The sequence below is a fragment of the Halobellus inordinatus genome (genome assembly GCF_024498335.1).
GTDB lineage: Archaea > Halobacteriota > Halobacteria > Halobacteriales > Haloferacaceae > Haloquadratum > Haloquadratum inordinatus.
In genome coordinates this window covers 825,789-837,749 of sequence record NZ_CP101825.1, presented here as the reverse complement: position 1 = coordinate 837,749, position 11,961 = coordinate 825,789, and the positions used below count along the sequence as shown (strand labels likewise).

Sequence of the window (11,961 nt, the reverse complement as noted above, 5' to 3'; positions counted from 1 at the left end):
CCGCCTCCGAAACCGCGGCTTAGAGCAGGTCGGCCATCTGATCGAGGTAGTCGTCGTACACCGAGAGCGCGGATTCGATCGGTTCCGGCGAGGTCATATCGACCCCGGCGGTGTCGAGGACGTCCATCGGGTATTCGGCGCCGCCGAGCGCCAGCGCCTCGCGGTACGCCGCGGCGGCGTCCTCGCCCTCTTCGAGGATGCGCTCGACGATCGCGACGGCGGCCGAGATGCCGGTGGCGTACTGATAGACGTAGTAGTTGTAGTAGAAGTGCGGAATGCGCATCCACTCGCGGGCGATCCGGTCGTCGAGTTCGGCCGGGTCGTAGAACTCCGCTTTGAGGTCGCGGTACGTCTCGTCGAAGCGGTCGGGCGTGAGCGCGCCCTCGGCCTCGGCGACCTCGTGGATCTGGAGTTCGAAATCTGCGAACATCGTCTGGCGATAGAGCGTCGAGCGGAAGCGTTCGAGGTACTCGTCGAGGACGTGCATCCGGAGTTCGTCGTCGTCGACAGTCTCGAGGAGGTGCTGCGTCAGAAGTGTCTCGTTGACCGTCGAGGCGACCTCCGCGACGAAGATCGTGTAGTCGGCGTACTGCCAAGGTTGCTGGTCTTTCGCGAGTTCGGAGTGCAGTGAGTGGCCGAGTTCGTGCGCCAGCGTGAACATCGAGGCGATGTCGTCCTGGTAGTTCATCAGGATGAACGGCTGGGTGTCGTAGGTGCCGGCCGAGAAGGCGCCCGAGCGCTTGCCGCGGTTCTCGTAGACGTCGACCCAGCGCGACTCCAGGCCTTCTTCGACCCGTTCTTGATACTCCTCGCCGAGCGGTTCGAGCGCGTCGACGATGTACTCGGTCGCCTGCTCGTAGGTGATCTCCGGTCCCTCGTCACCCGTCATCGACATATACAGATCCCACATCCGGAGGTCGTCGACGCCCAGCGCCTCGCGCTTCAGTTCGCCGTGGCGGTGGAGACTGTCGAGGTTCTCCCGGACGGTCTCGACGAGGTTGTCGTACACCTCGACCGGGACGTTGGGGCCGTCGAGCGCGGCCTCGCGCGCGGTCTCGTAGTTGCGTGCGCGGGCGTACTTCACGTCTTTCTTGACGCTGTTCTTCAGCGAGGTGCCGACGGCGTTGCGGACGTCGGCCCACTCGTCGTAGAACTGTTCGTAGACCTCCCGGCGGAACGCACGGTCGGGATGTTTCTGGAGTTTCGTGAAGTTCCCCTGCGTGATCTCGACGTCCTCGCCGTCGGGGCGCTCGACGGTCGGGAACGTCATATCGGCGTTCGAGAGCATCCCGTAGATGTCCGAGGAGGCGCCCGCGACTTCGCCCAACTCGGCGAGCAGCTCTTCGACCTCCGCCGACCGGGTGTGCGGCTTCATTCGCAGGACGTCGTCGAAGTAATGCTCGTACTCCGTGAGTTCGGGCTCGGCGTCGACGAACGACTCGACGTCGCTCTCGTCGAGTTCCTGTAGTTCGGGTTCGAGGAAACTCGTCGCCGACTGCGCCGACGACGAGAGGGACTCCGCTTTCGCCTGGAGCGCCTGGTACTCCTGATTTCGGGTGTCTTCGGCGCTCCGGAGGCTCGCGTAGCTGCTCACTTTCGAGACCTCTCGGAGGATCTCCTCGCGGAGTTCCAGCAGTTCGAGCAGCGTTTCGGGACTCTCTGTCGCGCGGCCCTCGTACGCCCGGAGGTCGTCGACGCGGTCGCTGACGGACTCGTAGGCGGCCTGCCAGGCCTCGTCGTCCTCGTAGATGCTCGCGAGGTCCCACTTGTCCTCGGTGTCGATTTCGCTCCGTTCGGGAACCTGACTCATACCTGGAGAAACAGCGGAGTGGTGGTAAGGCTTACTCACGCGGGGAAATTGGGGGACAGAGAAGAAGCGAGACGAGAGAACCCGAACGCGTTACTCGCGGAGCGAAGAGGCGATGTCCTGAAGCGACTCGTTCGGGCGCGCAGGGACGTCGTAGACGAGTCGGTCACCGGGTTCGCGGAGCCCATAGCAGAATCCCGGATCGAGTTCGTCGAGTTCGACCGCGTCGTCGGGGTCGCGGTCGTGTTCGTCACACCACTCGACGAGTCGGTTCTCGCCCTCGCGTGGCTCGCGGACCAGCCGTTCGTTGTCGTAGGACCCGCGAACGAGCAGCCCGGTCGAGTCAGAAACGACCCGCGCGTACGTCGTGATACCGTCGAGTAGCAGTCGGACGACGTCGCCCTCCTCGGCGGCGACGCCGTCGGGGAGGCGAAGACAGGGGCGTCTGGTGCCGCCGCTGCGGGCGAGCGTCGCGTGAAGGCTCGTCACCGAGGGGTGGTCGCTCGGGACGCGCTCGGACACGGTCGCTTACTCTTCGTCGGCTTCGTCGTCGGCTTCGTCGCCGGCTTCTTCGTCTTCCTCGTCGCCGCCGAGGACGTCTTCGATTGCGCCGTCGACGACGGAGGCGTTGACCTGCGCCGTCTCTTCGGAGACCTGCCGACCGCGGACGGTGATGCGCTTGCGCTCGCCGTCGCGGGAGGGCTTGTAACCGACGCCGCCCTCCAGGAGCAGTTCCTTCAGGTTCGATCCGGCGACGTTTTCGCGCATCGGGCGGCCAGCCTCGTCGGAGCCACCGGTGAGTTCGAGGGTGAGTCCGTCGAGACCGACGGCACCGCCGTCGACCTCGTCGCCGAGTTCGCGACCGAGGAATCGGTTCGCGTCCTGTCCGTCGACCTCGAACTGCTGGGTGTGTCCGGTCTCGTCGGAGACGACGACCTTGAATTCAGCCATAGGGGAGACGAGACGGCCGCCGATAAAAAGTACGTCGAAAGCGACTCTCGGGCGAACGCCGTACGGGGCGGCTCACGCCCCTGTGCTGGTCGGTGTTCTGTCGGCGCTGACAGTCTACGTCTCGGAGTCGGTCTCGAAGCCGTCCTCCCAGTAGAATCGCCCGTTCCGCTGGATCACGTCGCCGTCGACCTCCAGCCGGGAGTTTTCGCTAACGTCGGTGATGAGGTCGGTATGGATGGCCGAGTCGTTGCCGGATTCGCCCGCGGGCACGCAGGCGTCGTACGCGCGCCCGAGCGCGAGGTGGACGGTATCGCCCATCTTCTCGTCGAAGAGGATGTTGTCGGTGACGCGGTCGATGCCGCGGTTCATCCCGATGCCGAGTTCGCCGAGTCGACGCGCACCGGCGTCGGTATCGATGAGGTCGGCGAGAGTGTCTTCTCCAGCGGCGGCGGTGAAGTCGACGACCTCGCCGTCTTCGAATCGGAGCCAGACGTCGCGGACGCGTGCCCCGGAGATGGTCATCGGGACGTCGAATCGAACCTCGCCTTCGGTGTCGTAGGGAGCCGTGAAGACCTCTCCGGAGGGGAGATTGTGCGAGTCGTAAGCGACAGAGGCCGCAGAGTTCACCGCGTTCCGACCCTCGATCGACATCGTCAGGTCGGTGTCGCCGGACACCAGCCGCACTTCGCTGCCGGCGTCGAGAACGTCCTTCACGCGGCTCATCTCCTCGGCCAGGGACTCCCAATCGCGGAGGATCGCCTCGTAGACGAAGTCCTGGTAGGCCTCATACGACATCCCGGCCTGCTGGGCGAGCGAGCGGGTCGGGTGGACCGTCGAGACCCAGTCGGTCGCGAGGCGGGCCTCCCGAACTCGCTGGTTCGCGCGGGCGGCAGCCTGTCGGGTCTCGCCGTCGACGTCGGCCGTCGCGAACGTGTTGCGACCGCCGCCGAGAGCGAGGACCGAGTCGGCGTTCTCGTAGAGTGCGAGTTCGTGTGCCGGCGCTTCGTCGAAGTCTCCCGCGTGCGCGCGGAGGTACGCGCGAGAAACTTCTTTTGACGCGTACGTGGTGACGACGTTCGCGCCGCGTTCACCGAGCACCTCGGCGACGGCAACTGCGAGGTCGTGTGCGCCCTCGGCGACGCTGACGACGACGTCGTCTCCCTCTTCGATCCGAGCGCTCCAGTCGACAAGGATCTCCGCGTGTTCGTGGATGCGTTCGTCCATACTCGGTCCTCGCGCGGCGCGGTGAAAAACGCTTATCGCCCGGCGGGAGGGAACCTCGGGCGTGACCACTATCGCACTTGCCACCTGCGAGGAACTTCCGTCGCTCGTCGACGACGACGCCTCCTTCGTTTCTGCTCTCCGCGATCGCGACGTGACCGTCGAGCCGGTCGTCTGGTCCGACGACTCGGTCACGTGGGATCGGTTCGACGCGGTGCTCGTCCGATCGATCTGGGACTACTACCGCCACCCCGAGGAATTCGCGGCGTGGATCGACCACCTGGAAGCGGCCTCGTGTCCGGTGTGGAATCACCCCGAGACGCTGCGGTGGAATCAGCACAAATTCTACCTCCGCGACCTCGAAGAACGCGGCGTCTCGACGCTCCCGACGGAGTACGTCGAACGCGGTCGCGACGTCGAACTATCGACCATCGTCGACGACCGCGAATGGGACGAGGTGGTCGTCAAGCCCGCCATCAGTGCGGGCGCATTCGAGACGAGACGGATCGCCCGTGCGGACGCTGCAGACGAGCAAGTCTGGTTCGACGACCTACTGGCGGAGCGAGATGTTCTCGTCCAGCAGTTCGCCGGCGGGATCACGGCAGGCGAGTGGTCGCTGGTGTTTTTCGACGGTACATTCAGCCACGCCGTCGTCAAGCGTCCGAAGGCGGGCGACTTCCGCGTACAGGAGGACCACGGCGGCAGCGTCGCGGTCGAGAGACCGAGCGATTCGCTCCGCGCGCAGGCCAACGACGTCGTCGATGCAGTGACGGCAGAGATGGACGGCGAGCGCCCCCTGTACGCCCGCGTCGACGGCATCGAACGCGGAGAGTCGGGTCGTCTGGATAAGACCGAGCCCGGCGCTGGCGTCGACACCGACTTTCATCTTCTCGAAGTCGAACTGATCGAACCGGAACTGTTCTTCCGCGTCGACGGCGACGCCGGCCCGCGGCTCGCTGAGGCGCTCGACGAACGGCTCTAAACCACAATCACTACCACCTCCGGCGGCGGAATCGGTCGTATGCAACTGGGCGTTATCGGACTCGGCCGGATGGGACAGATCGTCGTCGACCGCGTGCTAGACGCGGGCCACGACGTGGTGGCGTTCGACCTCGATGCGGAGGCAGTCGCGACCGCCGCCGACGCGGGGGCGACGCCCGCGGAGGACCTCGACGACCTCACCGACCGACTCGGCGCAGAGAAACGGATCTGGCTGATGGTGCCGGCGGGCGAGGCCGTCGACGCGACGCTCGAAGAACTCGAACCGCACCTCGGCGCAGACGACGTCGTCGTCGACGGCGGCAACTCACACTTCGAGGCGTCCGTCCGCAGAGGGGAATCGACCGACGCGGCGTACCTCGACTGTGGGACCTCCGGCGGTCCGGCGGGAGCCGAACTCGGCTTCTCGCTGATGGTCGGCGGCCCCGAGTGGGCCTACGAGGTGATGACGCCCGTCTTCGACGCCGTCGCGACCGGCCCCGACGGCCACGACCGGATGGGGCCGAGTGGGTCGGGCCACTACGTGAAGATGGTCCACAACGGCGTCGAGTACGCACTGATGCAGACGTACGGCGAAGGCTTCGAGTTGCTCGCGAACGGTCGCTACGACCTCGATCTGGAGTCGGTCGCGCGCACCTGGAACAACGGCGCGGTCATCCGCTCGTGGCTGCTCGAACTCTGCGAGGAGGCGTTCCGCGAGGAGGGCAGCGACCTGGGCGACGTTGCTGACCACGTCGCCGGCGGTTCGACCGGGACGTGGACGGTTCAGGAAGCGCTCGAACAGGAGATCCCGGTGCCGCTCATCTACCAGGCGCTCGCAGAGCGGTTCGGTAGTCGCGCGGACGACGGCCGGTTCGCCCGGCGACTCGCCAATCGGCTGCGGTACGGGTTCGGCCGCCACGAAGTGAAGCGGCGCGACTAGCACGACGGAGGTGAACTCCCTGTTCGTCGGGTTCGTTCGTCGCTGACGACCGCGGCGCGGCAATCACAATTTCCTTAACCCCCGACTCCGTAGCCGGCGATATGGTCGAAATCAACCTCGTGGGGCTGGGCACCGGGGTGGCCCTGGCGCTCCTCGCGGTGGCGCTGCACTACGCTCGCGGCACCGGATGGACGCCCACCGCGGACATCACCCAGGAGGTGCTCGAACAGCGGGCGAGCACCGTTTCGGAGACGGACTTCCCCGAACCGATGAACCGGTCCATCGGCGGCGGTGCCGCCCCCGCAGGGGCTGTCACCGGCGGCGAGGAAGGGGCCGAACTCGAAGAGAGCGGGGAAGCCGAGGAATCGAGTCCTGCCGACATTCCCGAAGACGAAATCGAGTACTTCGACGTCGAGTACGTCAAGCAGGGCGAGACCATCGAGGTCGCGAACAACGAGACAGTTCTCGAGGCCGGCGAAGACGAAGGCTGGGATATGCCGTACGCCTGCCGTCAGGGTCAGTGTGTCTCCTGTGCCGGCCAGATTACCTCCGGCGGCAACTCCGAGGACTACGTCGTCCACGACAACCAACAGATGCTCGACGACGCCGAGCTCGACGAGGGGTACACACTCACGTGCGTCGCGTACCCGCGCGCCGAGTTCTCGATCGAGACTGGCGAAGCTCCCTGAGACGGCCGCGCTTTTGATTCGACGTCACAGACCTGTTCACAACGGTTAAACCACCGGCCAGTCTATCCAATTTCGAGGGCCCGTAGCTCAGTGGACAGAGTCCCTGGTTCCGGACCAGGATGTCGCGGGTTCAAATCCCGTCGGGTCCGTTCGCTTCGCTCACTCCCTCGACGTAGTCGCGTTCGCTGACGCTCACGTGACTCCCGTCGGGTCCGTTTTGTGGAGTTTACGTGTGAACGAGATCTGTCTCGCCTCGCACTGAATCCCTGTCGGGCCCGTTCTGTGAAATTTACGTATGATCGGGGCGTATTGAACTGTCGTCGAGTCCGCGAGTGTCCGCTCGACGTTCTCCATCATACTTCAGCCGAGCGTGACCGGCAGCCACACCCGTTGCCGCCACTAACGTCCCGTTTGCGCTCAGTATCTCCCCGTCGACGGAGTGCGGTCATTTATGCGACAGCAAATCGCCTGCCTACGCGTGAGTCAGGGAGAGAAGATCTTGCCGCGCGAACCTTCTTGCGAGGACCCAATAAAACACTAGTAGAGTTTAAATTGAGAAGGTGTGGAGTCTATCGTGAGTCAGACGAGTCACTCGACGTAACCCAACTCTCGAAGCCGCTCTTCGAGGTCGTCGTCGAGGTCGACATCGGACAAGGTATCGCTGATTCGCTCGTTCCGCACGCGAACCACGTCGAGGAGCTGCAAGGCCGTCCGGAGTTTGAAGTGAACGTCTGCGCCGTCCGTGTCTTCGATCACGCTCTCCAGGAGCGAAGCGAGGGTATCCGAAGTGTTCTGAGGCATAGAAGAGGCTTGTCGCAGTCGAGCAAAAATCGTCGGGTCCGTACAAATATAGTAGCATTTGAGAGTGAGTATACAGCCGATCGCACGCGTCGTGTGAGCGCGTGAAACCAGGAAACGCTGCGGGGGACGGTTACGGCTCCGTCTCGTCGGGGATTTTCCACGTGTTTCCGTCGAGTTCCAGCAGCCCGTAGTGCTTGAGCACTTGCAGAAGATCGACGAGCGACTCGGCGTCGTAATCGGCCGTCATCTCTGCAGGGAGTTCCGCGGCGATCGTACTCCGCGTCCCGGCCTGCATCCGCTCGACCGTTTCGAGGACCTGTTTGACGTCTCCGAGAAGAGGTTCGATGGAATCATCTGAGTCAGTTTTAGATCCTAATTTCTCCATAACGTCTTCGTACGGTCCAGATAGTTCCATAGAGACGTTGATTACATCGTCATTCACAGATTCTGAGTCTTTCATACGACAAAGTGAGAACAGAATGTACAAATTTGCTTCTATCTGGATTGTAGCAGAGCCATCAACCTCCGAGAAGGCGAGAATTTTCGGCCCACAGCAGTTCGGTAGCCGACTTGATGCGCGCCTAGCAGTTGCGGATCACACGTTCGATACGAGAGAACTATAACATACGTACGTATGTTAGGGGTTCGTTCGGAATAGAGACAGTAGAGTAGCGTTCGCAACTGATAGGGATTATCGTCACTGTTCGGAGATTCTCGCCGCACCGTCCGGCGGGAGATCTACGAGGACTTACGATAGTCCCTATGAGTACCCAGCAGATCGCACGACGGTGTGTAATCGGTGAGTGAAGACTCGCAAATGCTACTATAGTCCGCCGAACCGTCGAATCGCATCTCGATGTTGAAGCGCGCGAGGACGAGTCGACGGGTCGGGCTGGAGGCGCCGTAGAACGAGGTTTCGTTTGTTCGAACAACGCTCGTTTAGAAGGTATCTATACAAGTACAGATAGTACATATATTATAGCGTATAGATTGTAGATAACTAAATTGAGTCCGTATAGCGGAACAGGGTCAAGCGTAAAACGCATTTAGACGGCGTCTGACGAGCGACAGCAGACTAATGTTCGTCCTGAGCGAACTTTTATATTTACATCCGTTGACTAAACAGTATGAACGACGACGCGCGCCCGACCGTTCAGACGACGCAGACGTCGATCGAGATTCTCGATGTAGTCAGACGACGGGACAGCGCGCGGCTAACGGAGATTGCCGACGCGGTGGGGCTCGCGAAGAGCACGGCTTACAAGCACCTCGTGACTCTCGAACAGAACGGATTCCTCAGACGGGACGGCAACGCCTATCGGATCGGACTGGGGCTCCTCACCTACGGCGAGCACGTCAGGCATCACTGGCCGGGCTTCGAGGAAGCGACAGAAGCAGTAACGGAGCTAACCGAGCGAACCCAAGAAGAGGTCGACTTCGTCGTCGAGGACGGTGGTCGTGTGACCACCCTCGTCGAGTCGTATCACCCCTGGGTAAAGTACGACGATTCGGTCGATACCGACTCGTCAGCATCCTACCGAGCTCGCGTCGGCGACAGTTACGGGATGCACTCGACGGCCGCCGGGCTCGCGATTCTCGCCGAGTATTCGGAAGAACGGGTCGAGCGGATCCTCGATCGACGGGGGCTCCCGAGACGAACCGAACACACCATCACCGATCGAGCGACGCTGTTCGAGGCGCTCGAACGGATCCGTGAGGACGGATACGCCGTCAACGATCAGGGATACACCGAGGGGATGCGAAGCCTCGGAAAGGCGGTTTGCGGCCCCGACGGGACTGTCGCCGGCGCGCTCAGCGTCGCCGGACCGACGTACCGCATCGACGGCGCCGTCTTGGAAGAGCACCTCCCGAGAGCCCTCGAAGAGACGGCCCGCTCGCTCGAAGCAGCGCTCGCAGAGCGGTCGCGTCCGCCCCGGTAATCCAGCCGACTACCCGGAACCCGAAGCCGTCCAGCAGCTATTGTTTGGTACTGTGCTCTATATTCGCACGGATTGGGGGCGAGTACGCGGAAGATGGTAATAAATCAATGGTAGAATGGGTTGTTTTTCATAGAGAATCGCGGTTGACTGCGGGTCTCTCCCGGCGTAACTGCGGGAAACAGAGTGATATATATAGAACATACCAAAGAATTATGTGGGTAAAATGTAATTTCCATCCGAGTGCAAATGAAGCCAATCAAATCCAGACGGACGTTTCTCAAAGGAGCAGGTGCGGCGACAGTTGCGGGACTCGCGGGCTGTTCCAGTCAGGGCGGCAACGGCGGGGGAGAAGAAACCACCGAGAGCGGCGGTTCAGGCGGCGGCGACTCGACCGGCACGACGGTGGGGTCCAGTGGTGACCAGTCGGTCACGATTCAGTTCTGGCACGCGATGGGCGGCGACCTCGCGCAGCGCATCGACGACATCGTGAATAGTTTCGAAGAGCAGAGCGACGGGATCACCGTCGAAACGACCTCGCGCAACAGTTACCGCGACAACCTCAACGCCACGACGTCGGCAGTGAGTTCCGGGAATCCGCCGGCGCTCTCCCAGATCTTCGAGATCGGGACCCAGTTGGCTATCGACAGCCAGGCGTTCGTGCCCGTCGAAGACATCATTCCGAGCGACCGAATCAACTTCGACAACTTCCTCGATCCGGTGCTGGACTTCTATCGCGTCGACGGAAAGCTAAACTCGATGCCGTTCAACTCCAGCAACGCGATTATGATGTACAACCGGGATGCCTTCGAGGAGGCCGGACTGGATCCGGACTCCCCGCCCACGACGTATCAGGGCATCACGGACGCCGCAAACACGCTCACCAGCGAGGGCGTCGTCGACCAGGGGATGACGTTCCCGAACCACTCGTGGTTCGTCGAGTCCTGGTTCGCACAGCAGAACACGACAGTCGTGAACAACGAGAACGGACGGAACGGGCGCGCCACGGAGTCGAACCTCGACAGCGAGGCCGCACAGAACATCTTCGAGTGGTGGACGGACCTCTACGAACAGGATCAGTACCTGAATCCCGGCATCGAAGCGTGGGGCGAAGCACAGCAGGCGTTCCTGACGCAGAAAACCGGGATGATCATCTACTCGACGTCGAGCATCGCGCCGATGAAGCAGGGCGCCGCCGACAACGGCTTCGAACTCGACACCGCGTACCTGCCCGCGCCCGGTGGCGACCGGACGGGGATTCCGATCGGCGGGGCGTCGCTGTGGGTCCCGCAGGGCCTCTCGGACGCGCAGCAGCAGGCCGCCGCGGAGTTGCTCCTGTTCATGACGCAACCGGAGCAGCAGGCGCAGTGGCACACGGGGACCGGCTACTTCCCGGTTCGTGAGGAGTCGATCACGCAGCTCGAAGACGAGGGCTTCTACGAGGAGAACCCGGCGTTCAGAACCGCGATCGACCAGCTCAACGAGACCGAGAGCACGCCCGCGACGAGCGGGGCGCTGATGGGTCCGTTCCCGGAAGTCCGTACCATCATCGAGGAAGGGTACGTCAGTATGATTCAGGGCAACACGAACGTCAGCGACGGGCTCTCACAGATGAAAAGCGACGTCGACGAGACCCTGCAGAGCTACAACGACCGCGTTGCATAATCGAGTCGTTCGAACGAACGCCCGCATAAGTTCATAATCACCCCCTTCGCATCGAGACTATGTCAGAATTCACGGAACCGTACGAATCGAAGTGGCAGGCGTTTCTGCTGCTCTTACCGACGTTCATCGTCCTAATCGCGTTTCTCTACTATCCCGGGTTGGAGACCTTCCGATTGAGCCTCTCACAGACGATTCTGCTGGGGAGTCAGAAGGTCTTCGTCGGGCTGGAGAACTACGTCACGCTCGCAACGTCTTCAGAGTACCATTCGAGTTTCGCGATCTCCGTCGCGTTCGCGGCCGTCGTCGTCGTCGGGACGCTCGCCGTCTCGCTTTTCGTCTCGTATCTCCTGTTCGAGGTCGACGTCGGCTCGTCGACGTACCTGATCGCGGCCATCTGGCCCTACGCCCTCCCGACAGCCGTCGCCGCGTCGGTGCTCCTGTTCCTGCTTCACCCCTCGCTGGGGATCATCACCTACTACCTGGAACAACTCACCGGGACCTCACTCGACTGGTTCACGAACGGGCCGCAGGCGTTCGCCGTCGTCGCCGTCGTCGCCATCTGGAAGCAGTTGGGGTACAACATCATCTTCATGGTCGCAGCCCTCAACAACATCCCCGAGACGCTGACCGAATCGGCCGAGATCGACGGCGTCGGTCACCTGAAGATGTTGTACCGGGTCTACATCCCGCTGATGTCGCCGACGCTCGTCTTCTTGGTCGTGATGGACACGATCTACGCGTTCTTCTCGACGTTCCCGCTCGTCGATCTGATGACCAGCGGTGGTCCGAGCGGCGCGACGAATCTGCTGATCTTCAAACTCTACCGCGACGCGTTCGAGTTCAGTAGCCTCGGGCTGGCGTCGGCCGAGTCGGTCGTCCTGTTCGCCATCGTGGCGATACTGATGTACGTCCAACTGCGTCTCTCCGAGAGCTACGCGCACTACGGAGGATAATATGCGAGGCAAAGAT

General features: G+C 62.5%; 12 protein-coding genes and 1 tRNA gene. 7 read left to right on the top strand and 6 right to left on the bottom strand.

Annotation, left to right across the window (positions count from 1 at the left end; translation table 11 throughout):
• Nucleotides 1-19 precede the first annotated feature (19 nt).
• The 4 genes from pepF to NO362_RS04270 all read right to left on the bottom strand — a co-directional run bounded on the left by pepF (nt 20) and on the right by NO362_RS04270 (nt 3,982).
• On the bottom strand, nt 20-1,810 hold the full coding sequence (pepF, locus tag NO362_RS04285; RefSeq protein ID WP_256546245.1) for an oligoendopeptidase F: 1,791 nt from the start codon (nt 1,808-1,810) through the stop codon (nt 20-22).
• Between the two features lie 90 nt (nt 1,811-1,900).
• A complete protein-coding gene (locus NO362_RS04280) occupies nt 1,901-2,329 on the bottom strand; it encodes a DUF7112 family protein (protein ID WP_256546244.1) in 429 nt (142 codons plus the stop codon).
• A gap of 6 nt (nt 2,330-2,335) precedes the next feature.
• Nucleotides 2,336-2,758 (bottom strand): 30S ribosomal protein S6e, encoded by a 423-nt coding sequence (locus NO362_RS04275; RefSeq protein ID WP_256546243.1) that lies wholly within the window; start codon nt 2,756-2,758, stop codon nt 2,336-2,338.
• Nucleotides 2,759-2,872: 114 nt separating this feature from the next.
• A complete protein-coding gene (locus NO362_RS04270; protein WP_256546242.1) occupies nt 2,873-3,982 on the bottom strand; it encodes an aminopeptidase in 1,110 nt (369 codons plus the stop codon).
• A 61-nt stretch (nt 3,983-4,043) separates the two neighbouring features.
• On the opposite strand from NO362_RS04270, the gene NO362_RS04265 reads away from it, so the two are divergent.
• From NO362_RS04265 to NO362_RS04250, 4 genes are all read left to right on the top strand, one after another.
• Nucleotides 4,044-4,961 carry an ATP-grasp domain-containing protein gene (locus tag NO362_RS04265; RefSeq protein ID WP_256546241.1) on the top strand — a complete coding sequence of 306 codons (918 nt, stop codon included), beginning with the start codon at nt 4,044-4,046 and terminating at the stop codon, nt 4,959-4,961.
• A gap of 39 nt (nt 4,962-5,000) precedes the next feature.
• A complete protein-coding gene (gene gnd / locus NO362_RS04260; RefSeq protein WP_256546240.1) occupies nt 5,001-5,900 on the top strand; it encodes a phosphogluconate dehydrogenase (NAD(+)-dependent, decarboxylating) in 900 nt (299 codons plus the stop codon).
• A 101-nt stretch (nt 5,901-6,001) separates the two neighbouring features.
• Nucleotides 6,002-6,589 (top strand): 2Fe-2S iron-sulfur cluster-binding protein, encoded by a 588-nt coding sequence (locus tag NO362_RS04255; protein ID WP_256290276.1) that lies wholly within the window; start codon nt 6,002-6,004, stop codon nt 6,587-6,589.
• 76 nt (nt 6,590-6,665) lie between these two features.
• A tRNA-Arg gene (locus NO362_RS04250) sits at nt 6,666-6,738 on the top strand.
• Nucleotides 6,739-7,177: 439 nt separating this feature from the next.
• On the opposite strand, the gene NO362_RS04245 is transcribed toward NO362_RS04250, so the two are convergent.
• Nucleotides 7,178-7,390 carry a hypothetical protein gene (locus tag NO362_RS04245; RefSeq protein ID WP_256546239.1) on the bottom strand — a complete coding sequence of 71 codons (213 nt, stop codon included), beginning with the start codon at nt 7,388-7,390 and terminating at the stop codon, nt 7,178-7,180.
• Nucleotides 7,391-7,520: 130 nt separating this feature from the next.
• On the bottom strand, nt 7,521-7,850 hold the full coding sequence (locus NO362_RS04240; protein ID WP_256546238.1) for a hypothetical protein: 330 nt from the start codon (nt 7,848-7,850) through the stop codon (nt 7,521-7,523).
• A gap of 667 nt (nt 7,851-8,517) precedes the next feature.
• Between NO362_RS04240 and NO362_RS04235 the strand changes: the two genes are divergently transcribed.
• The 3 genes from NO362_RS04235 to NO362_RS04225 all read left to right on the top strand — a co-directional run bounded on the left by NO362_RS04235 (nt 8,518) and on the right by NO362_RS04225 (nt 11,945).
• Nucleotides 8,518-9,330: an IclR family transcriptional regulator gene (locus NO362_RS04235; RefSeq protein WP_256546237.1), complete on the top strand. Its 813-nt coding sequence runs from the start codon at nt 8,518-8,520 to the stop codon at nt 9,328-9,330.
• Nucleotides 9,331-9,576: 246 nt separating this feature from the next.
• Entirely contained in the window at nt 9,577-10,992 is a 1,416-nt protein-coding gene (locus NO362_RS04230; RefSeq protein ID WP_256290294.1) for an ABC transporter substrate-binding protein, read from the top strand.
• A gap of 59 nt (nt 10,993-11,051) precedes the next feature.
• The gene (locus NO362_RS04225) at nt 11,052-11,945 is read left to right on the top strand and encodes a carbohydrate ABC transporter permease (RefSeq protein ID WP_121569157.1); all 894 of its coding nucleotides are present in this window, start codon (nt 11,052-11,054) and stop codon (nt 11,943-11,945) included.
• Nucleotides 11,946-11,961: the final 16 nt, after the last annotated feature.

Coding starts and splice junctions, on each gene's coding strand:
- pepF (WP_256546245.1), bottom strand. CDS start 1,810: ATGAGTCAGGTTCCCGAACGGAGCGAAATCGACACCGAGGACAAGTGG.
- NO362_RS04275 (WP_256546243.1), bottom strand. CDS start 2,758: ATGGCTGAATTCAAGGTCGTCGTCTCCGACGAGACCGGACACACCCAG.
- NO362_RS04270 (WP_256546242.1), bottom strand. CDS start 3,982: ATGGACGAACGCATCCACGAACACGCGGAGATCCTTGTCGACTGGAGC.
- gnd (WP_256546240.1), top strand. CDS start 5,001: ATGCAACTGGGCGTTATCGGACTCGGCCGGATGGGACAGATCGTCGTC.
- NO362_RS04255 (WP_256290276.1), top strand. CDS start 6,002: ATGGTCGAAATCAACCTCGTGGGGCTGGGCACCGGGGTGGCCCTGGCG.
- NO362_RS04245 (WP_256546239.1), bottom strand. CDS start 7,390: ATGCCTCAGAACACTTCGGATACCCTCGCTTCGCTCCTGGAGAGCGTG.
- NO362_RS04240 (WP_256546238.1), bottom strand. CDS start 7,850: ATGAAAGACTCAGAATCTGTGAATGACGATGTAATCAACGTCTCTATG.
- NO362_RS04235 (WP_256546237.1), top strand. CDS start 8,518: ATGAACGACGACGCGCGCCCGACCGTTCAGACGACGCAGACGTCGATC.
- NO362_RS04230 (WP_256290294.1), top strand. CDS start 9,577: ATGAAGCCAATCAAATCCAGACGGACGTTTCTCAAAGGAGCAGGTGCG.
- NO362_RS04225 (WP_121569157.1), top strand. CDS start 11,052: ATGTCAGAATTCACGGAACCGTACGAATCGAAGTGGCAGGCGTTTCTG.